This window comes from Solibacillus sp. FSL K6-1781 (genome assembly GCF_038630735.1).
In the GTDB taxonomy this organism is placed as follows: Bacteria; Bacillota; Bacilli; order Bacillales_A; family Planococcaceae; genus Solibacillus; species Solibacillus silvestris.
The window spans coordinates 1,065,050-1,087,491 of sequence record NZ_CP152038.1; the positions used below are offsets into that span (position 1 = coordinate 1,065,050).

The window sequence follows — 22,442 nt, forward strand, 5'->3', positions numbered from 1 at the left end:
AGGTTCCGCTGTGTCCAAGAAAGATAAAGACCTATCAGGAAAGCAAAAGGCTGCTTTACTGTTAATTTCTCTAGGACCGGAAGTTTCGGCTTCTGTATATAAGCATTTAAGTGAAGAGGAAATTGAACGTCTGACACTGGAAATTTCAGGTGTTAAAAGAGTGGAATCGACTGTCAAAGAAGAAATTATAGAAGAATTTCATCAAATTGCACTCGCGCAGGATTATATTACGCAGGGCGGTATAGGGTATGCGAAGACGGTACTGGAAAAAGCATTAGGTGCTGAACAGGCACAGGCGATACTGAATCGTTTAACTTCTTCATTACAAGTAAGACCATTTGATTTTGCCAGAAAAGCAGATCCGGCACAAATATTCAATTTTATCCAAAATGAACATCCCCAAACAATTGCCCTTATTCTATCTTATTTAGAACCAGGGCAAGCGGGAGTTATTCTTTCTTCGTTACCACAGGAAGTACAAGCGGATATTGCAAAGCGTATTGCAATTATGGAATCGACGTCTCCGGAAGTCATTAGTGAAATTGAGTCCGTTTTAGAGCGAAAACTATCATCTACGGTTACGCAGGATTACACAGAAACAGGCGGTGTAGATGCGGTCGTGGAAGTATTGAATGGTGTGGACCGTCAAACAGAGAAAACGATTCTTGATGCACTCGAAATTCAAGATCCGGAACTAGCCGAAGAAATTAAAAAGCGCATGTTTGTGTTTGAAGATATTGTTACACTCGATAATCGTTCAATCCAGCGCGTTATTCGTGACTGTGAAAACGAAGACTTATTATTATCGATGAAAGTTTCGTCAGAAGAAGTAAAAGAGATTATTTTCCGCAATATGTCCCAACGTATGGCGGATACATTCCGTGAAGAAATGGATATTATGGGGCCAGTACGCTTGCGTGATGTAGAAGAGGCACAGTCTCGAATTGTAGCAGTTATCCGACGTTTAGAAGATGCAGGTGAAATTATAATTGCACGTGGCGGAGGAGATGATGTAATTGTCTAAAATCATCCGTTCAACAAATGCACAGCAACCCGAAGATTCATCAATAGTAGAAATTAAACTTCAAAATTTCTTCGAGCCGATTCATTATGGGAAAACGGAAGATGAACGTATAGAGGAATTGTCACAACAAAAAACAATAGACATTGAAGCTGAACGTCAGCAAATGCTGGAACAGGTAAATGATGAAATCGAACAGCAAAAAGCCCAATTTGAGCAATATCGAAAAGAGCAGCTTGCGGAAATTGAAGCGTTAAAGCAATCGTGGGAAGAAGAAAAAATCATTCTTCAGCAGGAAGCTTATGAAGGCGGTTTTGCGCAAGGGTATGAGGATGGCGTACAAAAGGCAAATGCAACGATGCAACAGTCGTTACAAACGGCAAATGAGACGATGGCAAATGCACAAAAAAATGCAGCTTCCTATATTGAGTCACAGGAGGCAGTCCTTTTGGAACTGGCATTAACAGCTGCAGAACGCATCATTCATACAACACTTGACCGTGACGATGAAATATTCGTTTCCATTGTACGACGTGGTTTAAAAGAAGCACGTGAAATGAAAGAAATTAAATTATATGTTTCGCCAAAATACCATCCGATTGTAACAGAGCAACAAAAGGAATTAGCGGAAATGTTTCCTGTAAATGTTCCGTTTATGGTATTTGTCAATGAAGATTTACTAGATTCGGAAAGTTATATCGAAACAAATCATGGACGCATCGTCGTTTCAATAGATGAACAGTTGCAGGAGCTTCGCAGACAGTTATACGAACTAATCGAAAGTAAGGAATGATAAGGATGAAAATGGCTCAATTAGTTGAACAAATTCCTAATCTTAATACATTTAAAAAGTATGGGAGAGTGACGAGAGTTGTCGGCTTGATGATTGAGTCCCAAGGTCCTGAAAGTTCCATCGGTGACGTATGTAAAATCCATATTCAAACATCGAAAAACGGTCCGCAAGTTATGCTGGCGGAGGTTGTAGGTTTTAAAGATGAGATTGTGATTTTAATGCCATACTCTTCGCTGAAGGAAATTTCGATTGGCTGTCTTGTAGAGGGGACAGGTTCACCGCTGGAAGTGAAAGTAGGTCCTGAACTGATTGGGAAAGTTCTTGATGCGATGGGTAACCCGTTTGATGGACAACCATTGCCAAAAGGTTTAATGACAGTACCAACGGAAAAAGAGCCGCCAAATCCTTTAAGTCGTCCGCCGATTAACGAACAGTTAGAGGTCGGGGTAAAGGCGATTGACGGAATGCTTACAGTTGGCAGCGGTCAGCGTGTAGGTATATTTGCAGGATCGGGCGTCGGAAAAAGTACATTGCTTGGTATGATTGCCCGAAACACGGAAGCAGATATCAATGTCATTGCGCTTGTAGGAGAACGTGGACGTGAAGTACGGGAGTTTATCGAACGGGATTTAGGTCCAGAAGGGTTACAAAGGTCGGTTGTTGTAGCGGCTACCAGTGATCAGCCAGCATTAATGCGGATTAAAGCGGCATTTACCGCCACAGCCATTGCAGAATATTTTAGGGATCGCGGAAAGAACGTCATGTTAATGATGGATTCCGTAACACGTGTTGCGATGGCACAGCGCGAAATTGGACTGGCAATCGGTGAACCGCCTGCTACAAGAGGTTATACACCATCTGTTTTTGCAATATTACCAACATTATTGGAACGGTCAGGTACGAATATAAATGGGACAATTACCGCATTTTATACAGTGCTAGTTGACGGTGATGATATGAATGAACCAATTGCAGATGCGGTCCGGGGGATTTTGGACGGTCATATTGTACTGGACCGGAATCTTGCCAATAAAGGCCAGTATCCTGCGATTAACGTATTAAAAAGTGTAAGTCGTTTAATGAATCATATTGCACAGCCTGAACATGTGCGTGCAGCAAGCCGATTGCGGGAATTATACTACAGCTATTCAAAATCGGAGGACCTGATCAATATCGGGGCCTATAAGCGCGGCACATCAAAGGAAATCGACGAAGCAATTATGTATGAGCCGCTCATTACGGAATTTTTAAAGCAAGGGTATAAAGATAAAATTTCGATCGATCAAACAGTCAATGAAATTATCGCATTATCGAATGGTGGTGCCCGTTAACTATGAAATACAATTATCGTTTTGAGAAAATTCTTGTTGTAAAAGATCAGGAAAAAATGGAATCGGAACTGGCTTTTAAAGAATCCGTGCAAGTGTTTGAGGAAATTGCTACAAAGCTGTATGACCTGTTAAAGAAAAAAGAAGATTTAATCGAATATCAGCAGGAACGGTTAAAAATAGGATCATCCATTGATGAAATTAACCATTATTCGAAATTTATCGATAGTATGGAAAAAACAATCGAGGATGCACAGCAAAAAGTAATACAGGCACGGGCAAAAATGAATTGGCATGAGCAAAAATTATTGGAAAAAAGTTTGGAAGTACGCAAATATGAAAAAATGCGTGAAAGAGATCATGAAAGATTTATAGAAGATCAACTTCATATAGAAGCAATACAACTGGATGAGCTTTCGACAATTGCGTATTACAAGAAGGAAATCAGGTGATTCCGTGGCAAAAAAAATAAAAAATACGATGGAACAAGTGGAAGAAATGGAGTTGGAAAGCCAATCTCCAGGTTTTTTCAAAAAGTTTTTCTACCTTTTTTTAATCCCGTTTATGTTTCTCATCGCAATTTTATTGATTATTTCAACTATGACGGAATATAACGTGTTTAAAATAGCGGATGAGGCAGTTGAGAAAATCCCCTTTATCAGCTCTGATGAAAAAGATGGAGCAGTAGAAAACAGCTCACTAAATGAACAAAAAGTAGTAGAGCTGCAAGCGGAAATTCAAGAGAAGGAAGCGCAAATTTCCCAGCTGCAAACACAAATTGACGCATCGGCGACTGAAAAGGAAGAGCTTTTAATCGAACAGGAGCGATTGCTGTTTGAAATTGAAAAGCTTCAGCGCGATCAGGAAGAGACGAAAAAAGAGTTCAAAGAGATTCTGTCTACTTTCGAAAAAATGTCTGCTAGAAAAGCAGCTCCTATACTTGTTGAAATGAGTGATACAGAAAGCGTGCGTATTCTGTCGGAGATGAAACCCGATACATTATCAGCTATTTTCGCAAAAATGGAGCCGGCAGATGCTGCCCGCTATACAGAGCTTTTATCACAGCAATAGTCCTTGAATGGAGGGAGGTGTAATAAATGAATATCGCAATGCTACAAACAGTAAAAATGCCGAAGCAAGATTTCCAGCCAAACTTAGTGAAATCAGAAAAGCTGGATTCAAAAGCATTTGGAAGTGTGTTTAATTCGATGATTACAAAGTCATCTGCTCCAACTGCCAAGCAACCGGAAATGACAGAACCGCCGCTAGCTGAAAGTATTTCCGGAATTTTAGAAGAGGACTCACTGGAAAGTTTACTTGAACAATTAGGTGTTGAAATGGATGAGACGGGATTATTTGCATTAGTAGGTGAAGAAAGTACACTAATCGCATTGGACGAACTAATGACTTTGGATAACTTAACGGAGCTTTTAGGAATAACAAAAGCGGAATTGAGTCAAATTATTGAACAGTTATTAGGCGATGCAAAGCAAGAAATTACGGATGTTTGGTCTCTTATCGAGCAGGCACCGAATATTTTAAATGAAGTATTGGCAGCTGTGCAGAAGCCTGAACAAAACAATGTGCAACCAAAAGAATTGCAGCAAATTGTTCAGCTGTTAAAGTTAGCTCAATTGGCCGGAAGTAAAGTCGATACTGTCTATCAACAGGAAATCCAATTAGCCAGTTTAAAAGATGCATTACTGGCATTGGCAAATGAAGCTCAGAAATCAGCAGGCACAGAGCAGAGTGCTGTAAAAACTACAACTTTCCAACAAGTAGTACAGCAAGGTCAACAGTCTTCACTAAACCAGCAGACGACCGTAAAAGTTGAAACGGATACGCAAACAGCCGGTCATATACAGCAGCAAGTGACACAGACAAAAACCGTGACTGTTACATTACCCGCTGAAAAGCCGGCACAGTCGGATGCATTAATAAAAGAAATTCAAAACTTGATAAATCGCAGCCAGCTTTCAGGACAGCCAGGTAATATGAAATTATTCCTGAAACTGTTTCCGGAAAACCTCGGTCAAATTCGCATTGAACTAGTTCAAAAAGATGGAGTTATGACTGCCCGATTATTGGCAACGACAGCGATGGGGAAAGAATTACTGGAAAATAATATTAACCAGTTAAAAGCCGGTTTCGTCGCTCAGAATATTCAAATGGAACGAATCGATGTTGCACAGTCTTTACAGGATGCCGATCGAAATGCGCGTGATCAAAACTTCTTTAATAATTTCTTCCGTCAAAAAGATGAAGAAAAACAAGAAAATAATGAAGATACCCTAGATGACGAAAGTCTATCGTTTAAAGATCTATTAAGTGAGGAGGTAGAATAAGTGGCAAACCCAATTTCAAATGATTATTATTTACCGGCAAATAATGCAAATTTCAAAGTAACGGATAAACAGGATAACGGGGCGCTCGGAAAAGATGCGTTTCTAAAAATATTAATTACCCAATTGCAAAATCAGGATCCAACAAGCCCAATGGATGACAAAGAATTCATTTCTCAGATGGCACAATTTTCATCGCTGGAACAAATGCAGAATATGACAAAAGCGATGGAGAATTTACTTCAATCACAGCAACAGTCACAATTGATGAGTTATACAACATTTGTAGGCAAAGAAGTGAAGTGGCATGAGATTACAGATAAAGTGGATGCAGATAATAAGCCGATCTACAACGAAGGAACAGACACTATTAAGGAATTGAAATTTGTTGATGGTGAGGCCGTGTTTGTACTGGCTGATGGTAAGGAAATTAAACCAGGCAATATTTCATCGATTCTTGGTAGTACGAGTGAGACACAGCCTTCAGTTCCAGCAGGAAATCCATTAGCAGAAGCAAGCCAGCTGATCGGACAGACCGTTCAATATACAGATGGAAATCAGGTCGTTGAAGCGATCATTGAAGCAATAAAAACAAATAATGTGAATATCGAATACATTTTAAATGACGGTTCCCGTTTGACAAAAGACCAATTTACGGTGAGTTCTCAAACAGCCCAAAATGAAAATGTAACAGAATAAGAGGTGGGACTGATGAATCGAGTCAATATTCAACATATCCCGTACCATCCGCCGATAAAGCCAATAGTAAAACAGCATACAGACCAAGTTTCAAAGCAGTCCTTTATGGACCATTTAAAACAGGCGAGCGGTGAGGAATTAAAAATAAGCAAGCATGCTTCAGAACGTTTGAATGAACGAAATATTTCTATAACAGATCGTGAATGGCAGCAAATTTCAGAAAAAGTATTTGAGGCAAAAAATAAAGGCGTGAAGCAGCCGTTAGTTCTGTTAGATCAGGCTGCATTAATTATTAGTGCAAAAAATGCGACGGTTATTACGGCATTGGATCGTAATGAAGCAAAACAACAACTCTTTACCAATATTGATGGAACAATCCTTTTATAGGCCGGACCTTCAGAAGTAAGGAAGCCTACAGTCGTTGAATGATTGAGACGGCTGAACTAAAAAACAGATGTGAAAAACGAAGGGAGAACGACATTTTATGTTACGTTCAATGTATTCAGGTATATCAGGTTTAAAAAACTTCCAGACAAAATTAGACGTGATTGGGAATAACATCGCAAACGTTAATACGTACGGGTATAAGAAAGAGCGTACTATTTTTAAAGATTTAATTTCGCAAACACAATCAGGTGCTTCTGGTCCATCAGCAACTCGTGGTGGAGTAAATGCAATTCAAGTAGGCTTAGGATCTCAGTTAGCTGCAATTGATACTATTCATAATGCAGGGTCTATGCAAACTACTGGCCGAACATTGGATTTAGCGATTTCGGGAGATGGGTTCTTTATGGTGGCAGATTCTGTAGAAATGACTCCTGGAGTAGATGGAGAAATCGATGAAATTACAGGTTTGACAAACACAGCCTATACACGTGCCGGGAATTTTTATATGGATAAAAATGGTTATTTGGTCAATGGTGATGGAAAATATTTGGTAGGATTTGCGAATGAAAATATCGCTGAATACGATTCTATTGATGATCCGGAAGGGTGGCTCTCTAACTTTGATGATGAAAAGGCTGCAACAGTCGGTGATATTGAAGCAGGTGCAAACCTATTAGAAGCGGGTGCTTTACCAGATGGTACAAATCCTATCCGAATACCAACTACAGCTCAATCTATGAGTATTTCTCAAGATGGGACAATTTCATTTGTGGATGCTGCTGGTAAATTACAATATGCCGGCACCTTGATTTTATCTAAATTCCCTAATGCTAGTGGTTTAGAGAAAACTGGGTCAAACTACTTCCAAGTTACGCAAAACTCTGGAGAAGCTTATGCACATTTTGGTACAGTGGATGGCCTAGGTTCAATTAACTCAGGCTTCATGGAAATGTCCAACGTGGATCTTTCTGAAGAATTCACAGAGATGATTGTTGCACAGCGCGGGTTCCAGGCAAACTCTCGTATTATAACAACGTCAGATGAAATTTTACAAGAGTTAGTTAACTTAAAACGATAGTTTAAGTTCATTTGAAATTCATTGAAAAATTCATTATAGAAGGGGGGCGGGCCGGCTCTCAAGTCAGGTCCGGCCCTATTTCAATGATCGAGGTGACTCGCCTTAACGGTAAAGCATTTACTTTAAATGCTTTATACATAGAAACAGTTGAAGCATTTCCGGACACCCAAATTACGCTGACGACTGGACGTAAATTCATTGTGTTAGAGACTGAAGAACAGGTGCGGCAAAAGGTGAAGACATTCTATCAGCATGTCCAAGTATTATCTAACCCGCATCTTAGAGGTGAAGAAGATGAAGAATAATAAATTACTGACAATTATGCTAATTATATTAGTGACGATTACATTATTCGGTGTTATTGTCGTTGTGTTATTGACACAGCTCAACAAAGAGAAGCCGGATGGTCCAACGATTGATGAAATCATCGAGTCATCGGTAGACATTCCTGAGATTACGACGAACTTAGCAGATGGAAGCTTTGTCCGAATTACATTGAAAATTCAGGCATCAGATAAAAAAGCTGGTGAAGAGTTGTTTAAACGAGATTTCCAAGTGAAAAATATCGTAATTCAGGAACTTTCTGAAATGGAAGAAGAAGCTTTAGAAGGTAAGCAAGGGAAAATTACATTCCAAGATGCAATTAAATCTCAAGTGAATGAGTTAATGCAAGAAGGGGAAGTTACGCAAGTGTATATTACTTCATACGTACTTCAGTAATCAGTACTACACAATTTTAATTTTTGAAATGGAGGTGGGCAAATGGCAGGAGATATAATGTCGCAATCCGAAATCGATGCGCTCTTATCCGCGATATCGACCGGAGAGATGTCTGCAGAAGACATTAAAAAAGAAGATGAGACACGAAAAGTAAAAGTATATGACTTTAAGCGGGCTCTGCGCTTCTCAAAAGACCAAATCCGAAGTTTGACCCGTATACATGAAAATTTTGCGCGACTGTTAACAACTTTCTTTTCTGCACAGTTAAGAAGCTATGTCCAAATTACAGTTGCATCTGTTGACCAAATTCCGTTTGAAGAATTTGTTCGTTCCATCCCAAACATGACATTGATCAATGTATTTGAGGTTCCGCCTTTGGATGGCAATATTTTAATGGAGATTAACCCGAACATCGCCTATTCGATGCTAGACCGCTTGATGGGCGGAGCAGGGGGAAGTCATAGCAATGTTGATAATTTAACTGAAATCGAAACGAAAATCATGACGAATTTATTCGAGCGTTCTTTTGATAATTTGCGTGAAGCATGGGAAAACGTTGCGGAAATCGATCCGATGCTTGTGGAATTGGAAGTAAATCCACAGTTTTTACAGATGATTTCGCCAAATGAGACCGTTGTTGTCATTTCATTTAATACAATCATCGGAGATACGACAGGGATGATCAATATTTGTATCCCGCATGTTGTATTAGAGCCGATTGTTCCGAATTTATCTGTTCGCTACTGGATGCAGACGAATACGAAGGAAATTTCACCGGAACAAACGAAAATGCTTGAAACTCGTGTAAAACAAGCTAAATTACCCATAATTGCAGAGTTAGGAACGACGGATATTACGATTGAAGATTTCCTGACAATGGCTGTCGGTGATGTCATTCCGTTAAATCAAAAAATTGAAAATCCGTTAACACTAAAAGTCGGCAGTTTACCGAAATTTACTGTTCAGCCAGGGAAATTGAATAATAAAATGGCTGTTCAAATTATCGACCCTTTGAAAGGAGGAGACGAAGATGAGTGATGAAATGCTCTCCCAAGAAGAAATTGAGGCTCTATTAAGGGGCGAAACGCTGGAGGATTTTTCTGCAAATACAGCAAGTCCGCAAGAAGAAATTAAAGTTGAGGATCACTTAACTCCAATAGAAATTGATGCATTAGGTGAGGTTGGTAATATCTCATTCGGCAGTTCGGCAACTGCATTATCTGCATTGTTAGGTCAAAAAGTTGAAATTACAACTCCAAGTATCTCTATGATTAACCGTAATCGCTTGGAACAGGAATTCCCACATCCATATGTTGCTGTACAAGTAGAGTATACAACTGGACTTTCAGGAATGAATCTGCTCGTAATAAAACAATCGGATGCTGCCATTATTGCAGATTTAATGCTAGGCGGCGATGGAATAAATCCAAGACCTGAATTAAGTGAAATCCAGTTAAGTGCTGTTCAAGAAGCAATGAATCAGATGATGGGTTCAGCTGCGACTTCCATGTCAACAGTATTTAACCAAAAGGTTGATATTTCACCGCCGACAATTGATTTACTGAACATTTCACAAAATGAAGGTACAGACAACATTCCTGATGATGAATTATTAGTAAAAATTTCATTCAGATTGCGTATCGGTGAATTGATCGATTCGAATTTAATGCAATTATTACCTTTAAAGTTTAGTAAAAAAATAGTAAAGTCATTAATGGGAGAAACTGACGAACCCCTTACTGCCGCAACAACAACTGTGGAGCCTTCGCCAGTCCAGCAGACACAACAGCAGCCAATGCAGCAGGCGCAACAACCGACTGCACAGCAACCGATGTTTGAACAACCTGTTCAGCAGCCAATGAATGAGCAGCCAGTACAGCAGCCGGTCTATCAGCAGCCAATATATGAGCAACCGGTGCAACAGCAACCTGTATATGAACAGCCGGTTTATCAGCAGCCTGCTTATACAGCACCACCGGCAAATGTACAGCAAGCTCAATTTGCGAGCTTCGAGTCGGCAAATATTACACAGTCAGAAGCACGCAATTTAAATATGCTGCTTGATATTCCATTGCAAGTAACAGTTGAGCTGGGACGGACTAAACGTTCTGTAAAAGAAATACTGGAACTTTCGAGCGGATCGATTATTGAATTGGATAAGCTTGCAGGTGAACCTGTTGATATTTTAGTAAACAGTCGGTTAATTGCCAAAGGTGAAGTTGTAGTAATTGATGAGAACTTCGGTGTTCGCATCACAGATATTTTAAGTCAGGCAGATCGCTTGAACAATATTAGATAGTTTTAATTGGAGGAATTAGATTATGTCTAAAAGGATTTTAATTGTGGACGATGCAGCTTTCATGCGCATGATGATCAAAGATATTTTAACGAAAAATGGTTTTGAAGTAGTAGGGGAAGCAGCTGACGGAATTCAAGCGGTTGAAAAGTACAATGAATTACGTCCGGATTTAGTAACGATGGATATTACAATGCCTGAAATGGATGGTATTGCAGCATTAAAAGAAATTAAAGGCACGGATCCAAGCGCGGTAGTGATTATGTGTTCAGCAATGGGCCAACAAGCTATGGTAATCGATGCGATTCAAGCAGGTGCAAAAGACTTTATCGTAAAGCCTTTCCAAGCAGATCGTGTAATCGAAGCGATTCAAAAAGCTTTAGGTTGATGTGATGAAAGCAAAAAAATCATTTCGATTTTGGCTCGCTGTTGGAATTGTATGGATGACGGCATTATTTACACCAAACTCAAATGGAACTTTTGCGATGGTAAGTAACGTATACGAAAACTGTAATGAAAACCCTGAAGTATGTTCAGAAGAAAAAATTTCAGATGAAAATACTCCGGATGCCGACACAGAACAAACTGACTCGGCATCCGTTAGTATTGGATTTTGGGATTATCTTAAAGTTTTAATAGCACTTGTCTTCGTCATAGGGCTATTATTGTTCATTTTAAAGTATTTAAACAAGCGTAACTTCAACTATCAACAAAATGCCGTAATTAAAAATATCGGTGGCATGTCTGTAGGACAGCAAAAGTCTGTACAATTATTGTTAATTGGAAAACGAGTTTATGTAGTGGGTGTCGGCGATAACATTCAGCTTCTGAAGGAAATTGATTCCGAGGAAGAAATCGACCATTTACTGAATCAAATCGAAACTAAACAGAGCATGGTGAATACTTCACCGTATATAGCACAATTATTTAATAAGTTTTCACAAAAAAAACGCCCTCAAGATATTTCGGAAAGCCCTAAATTCAATGATTTGTTCAATGAAAAAATCGGGAAAATCAAGCAACAACGAAGTGATGAGCTGGAGCGTTGGAAAGAACAGGAGCGTGATGATCGATGAACGACCTTCTTTCCGTGTTTTCTGAAAGTGATCCCGGAAATGTATCCACATCGGTTACGCTGTTATTCCTGTTAACCGTTCTATCTTTAGCGCCGAGTCTATTAATCTTAATGACTTCTTTTGCGCGTATTGTCATCGTTTTGTCGTTTACTAGGACAGCCCTTGCGACGAACCAAATGCCGCCTAACCAGGTAATTATCGGGTTGGCATTGTTTTTAACATTCTTTATTATGGCGCCGACTTTCCAGCAAGTAAATGAGCAGGCATTACAACCGCTTTTTGATGAAGAAATTAATTTGGAAGAGGCGTATGATCGGGCGACGATTCCGTTTAAACAATTTATGGCTCAGCATACAAGGCAAAAGGATTTAGAGCTTTTTATCGAATATAATCAGGCGGAGTATCCGGATTCCATTGAGGAAATTCCGATGACACTGTTAGTACCCGCATTTGCGTTAAGTGAAATTAAAACAGCTTTTCAAATGGGTTTTATGATCTTCATTCCGTTTTTAGTTATTGATATGGTGGTCGCAAGCACACTGATGTCAATGGGGATGATGATGCTGCCTCCAGTAATGATTTCACTGCCATTTAAAATCTTATTATTTGTACTCGTCGATGGTTGGTATTTAGTGATGAAATCTTTACTTCAAAGTTTTTAGGGGATGATATAAAGTGACACAGGAAATGGTCATTGCAATTGCAGAAAATGCAGTATTCACGATATTGATAGTTTCGGGACCTTTACTATTAATCGCGCTTATCAGTGGTTTAATAGTCAGTATATTTCAGGCAACAACTTCCATTCAAGAACAAACATTGGCGTTCGTACCTAAAATCGTAGCGGTATTAGTGGCGATTATTTTTTTTGGCCCGTTTATGATCAGCAAGATGACGGACTACTTTCACGACATTTTAAATAACCTAGTTCGGTATATTGGGTGAGTAGATGACGGAATTATTACCGAATTTATCAATATTGCTATTAATTTTAGTACGTGTTTCTGCATTTTTCGTCTCCGTCCCTTTATTTTCATATCGTACAATACCACCGCAAGTGCGTATTATATTGGCTGTCGCTTTAGCTTGGATGATGTACTATACGTTTAATATCGAGCCGTTTGAAATTAATGCGTTTTACTTGCTGCTCGTTTTAAAAGAGGCAATTATCGGGCTCATGCTGGGTTTGGCCGCGATGATTATCGTTTCCGCTGTTCAAATAGCAGGCGGATTTATCGATTTCCAGATGGGTTTTGCGATGGCGAATATTATCGATCCGCAAACAGGTGCCCAGTCTCCGTTAATGGGGCAGTTTTTAAACTTTTTAATGCTTTTATTATTGCTGTCAATAAATGGTCATCATCTCATTTTAGATGGTATTTATTATAGTTATCAATTTATGCCGATGGATCAGTTTTTCCCGAATTTCGGTGAAGAAGGAACCGCATTGTTTATTATTAAAATATTTGTTTCTGTTTTTGCCATAGCATTTCAAATGTCAGCTCCAATAGTTGCAACATTATTTTTAGTAACATTAGCGTTAGGAATTACAGGGAAAACGGTACCGCAAATGAATATATTTGTAATCGGATTCCCGATCAAAATTGCAGTAGGGTTTCTTGTATTGATTGTGACAATGGGTGTATTAGTGGGAGTTATGAAAGAGCTAATTGAATTTATGATTATTTCTTTACGTGACTTAATGGTTATTTTAGGTGGTGGCTAACATGGACAGAAAGCTATTAATTAACGTTGACCTTCAGTTTTTTGCAGGTGAAAAAACGGAAAAAGCAACACCGAAAAAGCGGCAGGATTCACGAAAAAAAGGACAAGTATTAAAAAGTCAGGACGTCACAGCTGCCGTATTACTGCTATTGTCATTTTTCTTTTTACTTTTCTTCGCACCATTCATGTACGAAGGAATGAAAGATTTTTTATTACAAGCACTTAACCGCAATATGTTAATTGAAACGCTGAACGCTGAAACCGTAATGGATATGTATGTTGAATCCATTAAAGAGATGGCAATTATCGTTCTGCCGATTATGGTCATTGCCATTATTGCAGGTATTGGAGCTAACTTTTTTCAGTTTGGCTTACTTTTTACAACAGAAACATTAAAAATAGATTTGAAAAAAATGGATCCGATTAAAGGGATCAAAAAGATTATTTCTGTACGTGCAATCGTCAATTTAATTAAATCATTATTGAAAGTAACGTTAATCGGAACCGTGACAACCGTTGTCATAATTATATATCTGGAAGATGTATTGTCGCTTGCTTTACATAGCCCGGCAGAAATTTTGGCCACTGTAGCATATATGTCGGCAATCATGGGAATTGCCGCGTCGATTATGCTCGTTTTTATTGCATTGTTTGACTATATATATGAACGGCATGAATATGAGAAACAATTGAAAATGTCGAAACAGGATGTTAAAGATGAGCATAAAAATGCAGAAGGTGACCCGTTGATCAAGTCGAAAATTAAACAGCGTCAACGTGAAATGGCGATGCGCAGAATGATGCAGGAAGTACCTGCTGCAGATGTTGTCATTACAAACCCGACCCATTTTGCGATTGCTTTAAAATACGACGAAGATATGATGGATGCTCCGAAAGTTGTAGCAAAAGGGACCGATTTTGTCGCACAGAAAATAAAACTTATTGCAAAAGAACATGATGTCATTATGGTAGAAAATCGTCCGCTTGCCCGTGCGATGTATGACCAGGTTGAAATCGGCCAGGCTGTACCGGAAGAGTTTTTCAAAGCTGTTGCCGAAGTTCTTGCATATGTATACCGAATCAAACGCAAAATTTGACATAGATTTCAGGAGGGACAACAATGCAAATACGCGACTTAGGGGTTTTAGCTGCAGTGATTATGGTTGTAGCGATGCTCATTATCCCTCTTCCACATTGGCTACTCAGTTTTTTAATTATTATTAATATTACATTGGCACTACTCGTATTATTAACTTCGATGAATATGAAGGAAGCGCTCGATTTCTCGATTTTCCCTACTGTTATTCTATTATTAACACTGTTCCGTCTGGCATTGTCCGTATCGACAACACGTGCCATTTTAGCGGAAGGTGACGCAGGTAAAGTAGTAGAGACATTTGGTAATTTCGTTACAGGCGGTAATATTTTAGTAGGTTTAGTTATTTTCTTATTACTAGTTATTATCCAGTTCATCGTAATTACAAAGGGTTCGGAGCGTGTTGCGGAAGTTGCTGCACGTTTCACATTGGATGCGATGCCCGGTAAGCAAATGAGTATCGATGCGGATTTAAACGCCGGAATGATTTCGGAAAAAGAAGCGCGGGAACGCCGTGAAAAAGTATCCGGCGAAGCGGACTTTTACGGAGCAATGGATGGTGCAACGAAATTCGTAAAAGGGGATGCTATTGCCTCGATTATTATGGTTGGTATTAACTTACTGTTCGGTATGATCATCGGTATGATTCAGATGGAGCTAAGCTTTGCTGAAGCAGCATCTAAATATTCGATGCTGACAGTCGGTGATGGACTAGTATCGCAAATCCCAGCCTTATTAATTTCTACTGCGACAGGGATTGTTGTAACACGTGCTGCTTCAAAAGGAAATCTTGGTTCAGACATTACAGCACAGTTATTTGCACAATCCAAGCTATTGTATGTAGCTGCAGGTACAATTCTCCTGCTCGGATTATTTACACCGATTCCAGACTGGATTACGATTCCGATTGCAACCGCATTAGCGGTTGGCGCATTCTTAATGGACCGTAAAAAGGAAGAAACACCGGAAGAAATTATGGAATTCGAAGAGGAAGTTGCCTCTGATACGATGAAAAGTCCGGAAAATGTTATTAATCTATTAAATGTTGATCCGATAGAATTCGAATTTGGCTACGGATTAATTCCTTTAGTAGATGCAGCACAGGGCGGGGATTTACTGGACCGCGTTGTTATGATTCGTCGTCAGCTTGCATTGGAGCTTGGGATTGTCATACCGATTGTACGTATCCGTGACAATATTCAGCTGCAGCCAAATGAGTACCGGATTAAAATAAAGGGAAATGAAATGGCAAGAGGTGAATTGTTACTGGATCATTATTTGGCAATGAGTCCAGGGGATGATAATTCGATTGATGGTATTGACACAATTGAGCCATCATTCGGCCTGCCTGCAAAATGGATTACAGAAGCAGTAAAAGAGGATGCGGAAATGTTCGGCTATACAGTTGTTGATCCGCCAAGTGTTGTTTCTACACATTTAACCGAAATTATCCGTGCAAATGCCCACGATCTGCTCGGCCGTCAAGAGACGAAGCAATTGATCGATCATTTACGCGAAACACATGCCATTTTAGTGGACGATTTAATTCCGACACCATTATCGATAGGGGAAGTACAAAAAGTATTGGCAAAATTATTGCGTGAAAATGTTTCGATACGGAATTTGCCGATCATTTTCGAAACATTAGCAGATTATGCAAAGCTTACTAGTGATCCCGATATTTTAACTGAGTATGTGAGACAGGCATTGGCTAGACAAATTACATCTCAATTTATTAACGGTCAACAAGCGCTAAAAGTTATTACAGTGTCTGCAAAAGTCGAAAAACTTGTAGCTGACAGCATTCAGCAAACAGACCATGGCAACTATTTAGCGATGGATCCACAGCAGTCGCAATTCGTATTGGAAGCTATTGCGAAAGAAGTGGAGCGTGTTTCCTATACGGAACAGTCGCCAATTATTTTATGTTCGCCGGGTGTGCGTCTGTACATAAGACAACTGACAGAACGTTATTTCCCGCAAGTCCCGATTCTTTCGTATAACGAATTGGATGCAGCCGTTGAAATTCAAAGTGTAGGGGTGGTGAATGTTGAATGAAGATGAAAAAATACAATGCACCTTCCATTGCTGAAGCAATGAAACAAATTCGCGCTGATCTAGGGGAAGATGCAGTTATTCTGAATTCGAAAGTCGTCGTGACGAAAAAGTTTTTCGGATTAGTAAAAAATAAAAGCTATGAAGTCGTGGCAGGATATGACGCGTTGGAAAAGAAACCTTCATTACCGTCTTTTGAAGACATTCCGACATTTGCACCGCAATTGAAAGAGGAAGGAATCAGCGAAGCAGCATCGTCTGTGGAACAACATACAAAAGTTCCGCAAAACGGTGCTGCTGGCTTACCTGAAAACTTGATCAAAGAAATTGCTGATTTAAAATCGATGATGCAATCGATGCAACGTATGTCTACACAGTCTCAATATCCTGATGAACTCTTATCATTTATCGACTTTCTACGTGAGCAGGAACTTGGAGAGGAGCTTATCACAAAAATCAGTGATGAGCTTTTTATGTATTATAACGAGCATGGCAAACAAATGACATGGAACGAAATGCAGGAAGTTGCCAAAGATTATTTAAGAAAAGAATTGTATGACTTGCCGATTAGCGGAATTTCATATGAGAAAAAATATATTAACGTGCTAGGTCCAACCGGTGTTGGGAAAACGACTACGATTGCGAAAATGGCTGCACGCGCTGTACTTGAAAAGAAAAAGAAAATCGGTTTTATAACAACAGACACTTATCGTATAGCTGCGATTGAACAATTGAAAACGTATGCTGCATTGCTGCAGGCCCCGGTTGAAGTTGTCTATAATCCAACAGATTATGCAGAGGCGCTTCAAAAGTTTGACCATCTGGATTTAATTTTTATTGATACAGCCGGTAGAAACTACAAAGAAGCGAAATATGTAGATGATTTAAAGTCATTGATACAATTTAGCAAACAAGTAGAATCTTACTTAGTTTTATCGTTAACGTCTAAGCAAAAAGACTTAGAATCAATTATTGAACAATTTGCGAACTTGCATATTGAAAAATTTATCTTTACGAAGCTTGATGAAACAAATTCTATTGGCACTATGTTTAATTTAATGATTAAATATAATAAAGGACTAGCTTATTATACAAATGGTCAAGAAGTACCAGAAGATATCGAACAACCTAATAGTGATAATTTACTAGAACTTTTCTTCAAGGAGAACTCCGATGAAAGATCAAGCTGAAAAACTACGTCAGAAGATGCTTGAAAGTGAACATAAGCCAGGGCGATCAATTGCAGTTGTTAGTGGAAAAGGTGGAGTTGGTAAAAGTAATTTCACGACAAACTTCGCTACCCTGTTATCTAAAAAGGGGAAAAAAGTAGCTATATTAGATATGGATATTGGCATGGGTAATGTACACATTCTCATAGGAAGCTCCGTGAAATACAGTTTAAAAGATTACCTGGATGGTCAAGTGCCGCTGGAAGATGTTCTTTGCGAAACAAAGGAAGGGGTAAGCTATATTTCCGGCGGTACCGGTATGTCGTCGTTAATGGAATGGTCTCCTGATGTTTTTGCACGTTTAATCACGGCTTTTGAAACATTGCAGAAAAATTATGATTTTGTCTTATTTGATATGGGAGCAGGTGTTGTGGATTGGTCACTCGATCTATTAACATCCATAGAAGAAATTATCGTTATTTCTACCGCGGAACCGACATCCATTATGGATGCCTATTCTATGATGAAATTTATCCATCTAAAAGACCCGATGAAGAAATTTTATCTATTATGCAATCGAGCATTTACCATCGAGGAAGGGCAAGATACGACACAGCGCCTGAAAACAGTGATGCAACGTTTTTTGGAAAAGGAAGTATCGATTTTAGGATCGCTGCCGGAAGACCCTGTTGTGCGTCAAGCAGTACGTCAGCAAGCCTTATTTGCATTGCTCTATCCTGATGCTCCTGTCACAAAAACAATGGATAAAATTGTAGAGCAATTTTTAACAACGCAGGCAGTAATGAAAGAAGTACATGCAACAAATGAGTCGATGAAATTTATATCAAAATTAAAAAGCATCTTTTCGAGAGGGCGTGAGTAAATGAGCAACTTACAGAAAACAAAACTGCTAGTTGTTGATGATTCCGCCTTTATGCGGAAGCTAATAAGCGATTTTTTTTCGGATCATCTGCATATTGAGGTCATCGGGGCGGCCCGTAATGGGAAAGACGCGATAAAAAAAATTGAGCAGCTTAAACCCGATGTCGTGACAATGGATGTGGAAATGCCGGAAATGAATGGGATGGAAGCGTTAAAAGAAATCATGCAAAAGTACCCATTGCCTGTCATCATGCTTTCAAGTACGACAAAGCGCGGTGCAGAGAATACATTAATGGCAATGGAGTACGGAGCAGTCGATTTCGTTGCAAAACCAAGCGGTTCCATTTCATTGGATTTACATAAAATTAAAGATGAACTTGTACGAAAAGTGGAAGAGGCATCTAAAGTAACGGTTTCAAAACTGAGAAAACCATACGAAAAATCGACTGTTGTAAGTAGAGCAATCCGTCAACCTCTTCATAATGAAGAATCAAAACTAAAAAGCATGACTAAACCAACCATCAAAATTGATGTACCGACCCAAAAGACGGAGTGGAGCAAAACTTCGAAGAAAATCATTTTAATCGGAACTTCAACAGGTGGTCCAAGAGCTTTACAGGAAGTCATTACAAAAATTCCCGCAAATGTGGATGCACCGATCTTAATCGTGCAGCATATGCCTGCCGGATTTACAAAATCATTGGCAGCCAGACTTGATCAATTAAGTGAAATTCATGTAAAAGAAGCAGAACAAGGCGACCTATTGCAAAAGGGAACGGCCTATATTGCCCCTGGTGGCTATCATCTTAAATTAAGAAAAGTCGGATCGGCATTTGCTGTCGTCCTCGATAATCAGGAACCGCCAAGAGCGGGACATCGCCCTTCTGTAGACGTCTTGTTTGAAGATGTCAGTCAGTATTCGGAATTCGATAAAATTGCCGTCATTATGACCGGAATGGGCTATGACGGATCAAAAGGACTTGTCTCGCTCAAAAAAACAGGGAATGTCACGGCTATTGCCGAGTCAGCAGAAACATGTATCGTATATGGAATGCCAAAAGCTGCCGTGGAAACGCAGCTTGTAGATGAAGTGGCGGATGTTGATGATATTGCCCGAACAATTATGAAATATATGCCTTAAAAAGGGGTGCCCTCTAAATGGAATTAAATCAATACTTAGAAATGTTCATTGAAGAAAGTAAAGAACATTTACAAGCATGCAGTGAACACTTATTGGAACTTGAAAAAAATCCGGAAGATTTAACGATTGTCGGAGAGATTTTCCGCTCGGCACATACTTTAAAAGGTATGGCAGCAACAATGGGCTTTGAAGATTTAGCTGATTTAACACATAAAATGGAAAATATATTAGATGCGATCCGCAACAGTAAAATTAAAGTGAACGCAGAAATTTTAGATGTCGTTTTCGAATCAGTCGACCATTTAGAAGAAATGGTATTTGACATTGCTGATGGCGGCGACGGTAAACGCAATGTGCAGGCAACAGTGGAAAAGCTAAAGCGCATTGAAGCAGGCGAATCGGCTACTTCCGATACAGAAGAAACAAAGGCAGAACAGGAAGTTGCTGCTGCAGTAGTAGCAACTGAGCTTGAACAGCCAGCCCAAGGATTGGAATTAAAATTGTCTTATGATGATTTTGAAAAAACGGTCATTCTGCAATCATCTGAACAAGATTTCAATGCATTTGAAATTACAGTATTTTTGCGTGAAGACTGTTTATTAAAAGCGGCTCGTGTGTTCATGGTATTCGAAATACTGGAGAAAAATGGAGATGTCATTAAATCTTCGCCGACAGTAGATAAATTAGAAGAAGAACAGTTTGATAGTGAATTCCACGTTGCCTTTATTTCGAAAGAGTCAGCTGAAGATTTGCAAAAGATGCTCATGAAAGTATCAGAGGTCGATCGTGTAGTTGTCAATAAAATCAGCCGAGATGTATTTGTTACAAAAACTACGGCCATCGACGTACCTGTAGAAGAAGTACAATCACAGCCAGCAGTACAGGAAACTGTAACTGCCGTGTCTGAAGAACAGCCAAAAACAGCAGCTGCTAAAAACAATAGTAAATCGGGTCATGCATCGAGTAAAACGATCCGCGTAAATATTGAACGCCTAGACATATTGATGAACTTGTTTGAAGAACTTGCGATTGATCGCGGCCGTCTTTTAACAATTGCTGGGGACGTGAATCACGGTGAACTGAATGAAACAGTTGAACGTATGAGCCGTACAATGGGTGACCTGCAAAATATCGTCTTAACGATGCGCATGGTTCCTGTAGACACAGTATTTAACCGTTTTCCGAAAATGGTACGTCAATTATCGCGTGATTTAAACAAAAAAATCGAACTTAATATTGTCGGTGCAGAAACAGAGCTTGACCGCACAGTAATTGATGAAATTGGAGATCCGTTGGTGCATCTGATCCGCAACTCAGTTGACCATGGAATCGAAAGTCCGGAAGTACGCCGTGCAAAAGGCAAACCGGAAGAAGGAACGGTGGAACTTCGTGCTTATCATAGCGGGAACTATGTATTCATCGAGATTGAAGATGATGGGGCAGGAATCAACCGAGAAAAAGTATTGGCAAAAGCGCTGTCTAAAGGGATTGTTACACATGAACAGTCATTAACGATGACAGACAAGCAAATTAATGAGCTAATTATGGCATCTGGTTTCTCAACAGCGGACGTCATTTCGGATGTATCAGGCCGTGGTGTCGGTTTGGATGTTGTTAAAACAACGATTGAATCATTAGGCGGGAATATTTCGATTGAATCAACTCAAAATGTCGGTTCAGTCTTCTCGATCCAATTACCGCTGACACTGTCAATTATTTCAGTCATGCTTGTAGAAATTGAAAATGAAATTTATGCAATTCCGTTATCATCTATTATTGAAACATCGATTATCCGTCATTCAGATATTTTAAATGCCCATAATCAAAAAGTAATCGATTTCCGTGGTAAAGTTGTACCGCTTGTATTCCTGGAAGAAATTTTTGAAGTACCGCGCGCTGAACAAAAAGATGATGGCTTCCATTCAGTTGTAATTGTCCGTAAAGGCGATAAATTAGCTGGTTTAGTAGTTGATTCATTTATCGGTCAGCAGGAAATTGTGCTGAAATCATTAGGAAACTACTTAACGAACATTTTTGCGATTTCAGGTGCGACGATATTAGGAAACGGAAAAGTGGCGTTAATAGTAGACTGTAACGCACTAATGAAGTAAAAGGATAAGAGGTGTGAAGGATGACGAATGCAACAGAGCAAAAAAACTTGAAAGTAATTGTGTTTCAATTAGCAGATAAAGAATATGCCATTCCTGTTTCGCACGTAAAAGGAATCGAAAAATTAATGCATATTACACGTGTGCCGAAAACAGAACGTTATGTAAAAGGTGTCATTAATCTTCGAGGTGTTGTAACCCCTGTTATCGATTTACGTGAACGGTTTGAATTGCCGGTTTCAGGGAACGAGGAAACAACTCGAATCATTATTATTACACTGGAAACGATGGAAGTCGGTTTTATAGTAGATTCAGCAAATGATGTGTTGGATATTGATGCATCTTCCATTGAACAGCAGCCGGAAGTGGTGGGCTCATTAGAAGAAGATTTTATCGCTGGTGTCGCAAAATTGGAAAACCGCTTATTAATTTTACTTCACTTAGATAAAGTGTTAAATCCGTTCGATTGATTTCAATGAATAATTTCCCGGGTGAGCTTCGCTTGCCTGGAATCTATTAAAGTAGG

General features: G+C 39.4%; 25 protein-coding genes. All 25 read left to right on the plus strand.

Features of this window, described 5'->3' with window-relative positions; all coding sequences use genetic code 11:
* The first annotated feature begins 10 nt into the window (after positions 1–10).
* The 25 genes from fliG to MHH37_RS05195 all read left to right on the plus strand — a co-directional run bounded on the left by fliG (position 11) and on the right by MHH37_RS05195 (position 22,386).
* Positions 11–1,024 carry a flagellar motor switch protein FliG gene (fliG, locus tag MHH37_RS05075; protein ID WP_008403287.1) on the plus strand — a complete coding sequence of 338 codons (1,014 nt, stop codon included), beginning with the start codon at positions 11–13 and terminating at the stop codon, positions 1,022–1,024.
* Positions 1,017–1,814 (plus strand): flagellar assembly protein FliH, encoded by a 798-nt coding sequence (fliH, locus tag MHH37_RS05080; RefSeq protein WP_342575285.1) that lies wholly within the window; start codon positions 1,017–1,019, stop codon positions 1,812–1,814. The genes fliG and fliH overlap by 8 nt, the downstream gene beginning before the upstream one ends.
* Positions 1,815–1,819: 5 nt before the next feature.
* Complete coding sequence (gene fliI / locus MHH37_RS05085) at positions 1,820–3,145, plus strand: flagellar protein export ATPase FliI (protein ID WP_039966248.1); 1,326 nt, start codon at positions 1,820–1,822, stop codon at positions 3,143–3,145.
* Between the two features lie 2 nt (positions 3,146–3,147).
* Positions 3,148–3,594, plus strand: coding sequence for a flagellar export protein FliJ (gene fliJ / locus MHH37_RS05090; protein WP_342575286.1), 447 nt, complete (start codon positions 3,148–3,150; stop codon positions 3,592–3,594).
* Between the two features lie 4 nt (positions 3,595–3,598).
* Positions 3,599–4,213, plus strand: a complete 615-nt coding sequence (locus MHH37_RS05095; RefSeq protein ID WP_339263975.1) for a hypothetical protein — start codon at positions 3,599–3,601, stop codon at positions 4,211–4,213.
* Positions 4,214–4,239: 26 nt separating this feature from the next.
* Positions 4,240–5,487, plus strand: coding sequence for a flagellar hook-length control protein FliK (locus MHH37_RS05100; RefSeq protein WP_342575287.1), 1,248 nt, complete (start codon positions 4,240–4,242; stop codon positions 5,485–5,487).
* Positions 5,488–6,183, plus strand: a complete 696-nt coding sequence (gene flgD, locus MHH37_RS05105) for a flagellar hook assembly protein FlgD (RefSeq protein ID WP_342575288.1) — start codon at positions 5,488–5,490, stop codon at positions 6,181–6,183.
* 12 nt (positions 6,184–6,195) lie between these two features.
* A complete protein-coding gene (locus MHH37_RS05110) occupies positions 6,196–6,570 on the plus strand; it encodes a TIGR02530 family flagellar biosynthesis protein (protein ID WP_342575290.1) in 375 nt (124 codons plus the stop codon).
* Positions 6,571–6,667: 97 nt separating this feature from the next.
* Positions 6,668–7,648 (plus strand): flagellar hook-basal body complex protein, encoded by a 981-nt coding sequence (locus MHH37_RS05115; RefSeq protein ID WP_008403279.1) that lies wholly within the window; start codon positions 6,668–6,670, stop codon positions 7,646–7,648.
* Positions 7,649–7,731: 83 nt separating this feature from the next.
* Entirely contained in the window at positions 7,732–7,953 is a 222-nt protein-coding gene (locus MHH37_RS05120) for a flagellar FlbD family protein (RefSeq protein ID WP_008403278.1), read from the plus strand.
* Positions 7,943–8,368, plus strand: a complete 426-nt coding sequence (gene fliL, locus MHH37_RS05125) for a flagellar basal body-associated protein FliL (RefSeq protein ID WP_065216418.1) — start codon at positions 7,943–7,945, stop codon at positions 8,366–8,368. Before MHH37_RS05120 ends, fliL begins: the two co-directional genes overlap by 11 nt.
* 42 nt (positions 8,369–8,410) lie before the next feature.
* A complete protein-coding gene (gene fliM / locus MHH37_RS05130; protein ID WP_342575291.1) occupies positions 8,411–9,406 on the plus strand; it encodes a flagellar motor switch protein FliM in 996 nt (331 codons plus the stop codon).
* The gene (gene fliY, locus MHH37_RS05135) at positions 9,399–10,667 is read left to right on the plus strand and encodes a flagellar motor switch phosphatase FliY (RefSeq protein WP_342575292.1); all 1,269 of its coding nucleotides are present in this window, start codon (positions 9,399–9,401) and stop codon (positions 10,665–10,667) included. Before fliM ends, fliY begins: the two co-directional genes overlap by 8 nt.
* A gap of 22 nt (positions 10,668–10,689) precedes the next feature.
* Positions 10,690–11,052 carry a response regulator gene (locus MHH37_RS05140; RefSeq protein ID WP_008403273.1) on the plus strand — a complete coding sequence of 121 codons (363 nt, stop codon included), beginning with the start codon at positions 10,690–10,692 and terminating at the stop codon, positions 11,050–11,052.
* A 4-nt stretch (positions 11,053–11,056) separates the two neighbouring features.
* Positions 11,057–11,740, plus strand: coding sequence for a flagellar biosynthetic protein FliO (locus MHH37_RS05145; RefSeq protein WP_342575294.1), 684 nt, complete (start codon positions 11,057–11,059; stop codon positions 11,738–11,740).
* Positions 11,737–12,402: a flagellar type III secretion system pore protein FliP gene (gene fliP, locus MHH37_RS05150; RefSeq protein ID WP_008403271.1), complete on the plus strand. Its 666-nt coding sequence runs from the start codon at positions 11,737–11,739 to the stop codon at positions 12,400–12,402. Before MHH37_RS05145 ends, fliP begins: the two co-directional genes overlap by 4 nt.
* Positions 12,403–12,415: 13 nt before the next feature.
* Positions 12,416–12,685 (plus strand): flagellar biosynthesis protein FliQ, encoded by a 270-nt coding sequence (gene fliQ / locus MHH37_RS05155; RefSeq protein WP_008403270.1) that lies wholly within the window; start codon positions 12,416–12,418, stop codon positions 12,683–12,685.
* Positions 12,686–12,689: 4 nt separating this feature from the next.
* Positions 12,690–13,466 (plus strand): flagellar biosynthetic protein FliR, encoded by a 777-nt coding sequence (gene fliR, locus MHH37_RS05160; RefSeq protein WP_008403269.1) that lies wholly within the window; start codon positions 12,690–12,692, stop codon positions 13,464–13,466.
* A 1-nt stretch (position 13,467) separates the two neighbouring features.
* Entirely contained in the window at positions 13,468–14,562 is a 1,095-nt protein-coding gene (gene flhB / locus MHH37_RS05165; protein ID WP_008403268.1) for a flagellar biosynthesis protein FlhB, read from the plus strand.
* A gap of 23 nt (positions 14,563–14,585) precedes the next feature.
* A complete protein-coding gene (gene flhA / locus MHH37_RS05170) occupies positions 14,586–16,619 on the plus strand; it encodes a flagellar biosynthesis protein FlhA (protein ID WP_339263984.1) in 2,034 nt (677 codons plus the stop codon).
* On the plus strand, positions 16,616–17,806 hold the full coding sequence (gene flhF, locus MHH37_RS05175; protein ID WP_342575295.1) for a flagellar biosynthesis protein FlhF: 1,191 nt from the start codon (positions 16,616–16,618) through the stop codon (positions 17,804–17,806). The genes flhA and flhF overlap by 4 nt, the downstream gene beginning before the upstream one ends.
* Positions 17,790–18,668 carry a MinD/ParA family protein gene (locus tag MHH37_RS05180; protein WP_065216413.1) on the plus strand — a complete coding sequence of 293 codons (879 nt, stop codon included), beginning with the start codon at positions 17,790–17,792 and terminating at the stop codon, positions 18,666–18,668. Before flhF ends, MHH37_RS05180 begins: the two co-directional genes overlap by 17 nt.
* Positions 18,669–19,808 carry a chemotaxis response regulator protein-glutamate methylesterase gene (locus tag MHH37_RS05185; protein WP_342575296.1) on the plus strand — a complete coding sequence of 380 codons (1,140 nt, stop codon included), beginning with the start codon at positions 18,669–18,671 and terminating at the stop codon, positions 19,806–19,808.
* A gap of 17 nt (positions 19,809–19,825) precedes the next feature.
* Entirely contained in the window at positions 19,826–21,919 is a 2,094-nt protein-coding gene (locus MHH37_RS05190) for a chemotaxis protein CheA (protein ID WP_342575298.1), read from the plus strand.
* Positions 21,920–21,939: 20 nt separating this feature from the next.
* The gene (locus tag MHH37_RS05195) at positions 21,940–22,386 is read left to right on the plus strand and encodes a chemotaxis protein CheW (RefSeq protein ID WP_008403261.1); all 447 of its coding nucleotides are present in this window, start codon (positions 21,940–21,942) and stop codon (positions 22,384–22,386) included.
* The last annotated feature ends 56 nt before the right edge of the window (positions 22,387–22,442 follow it).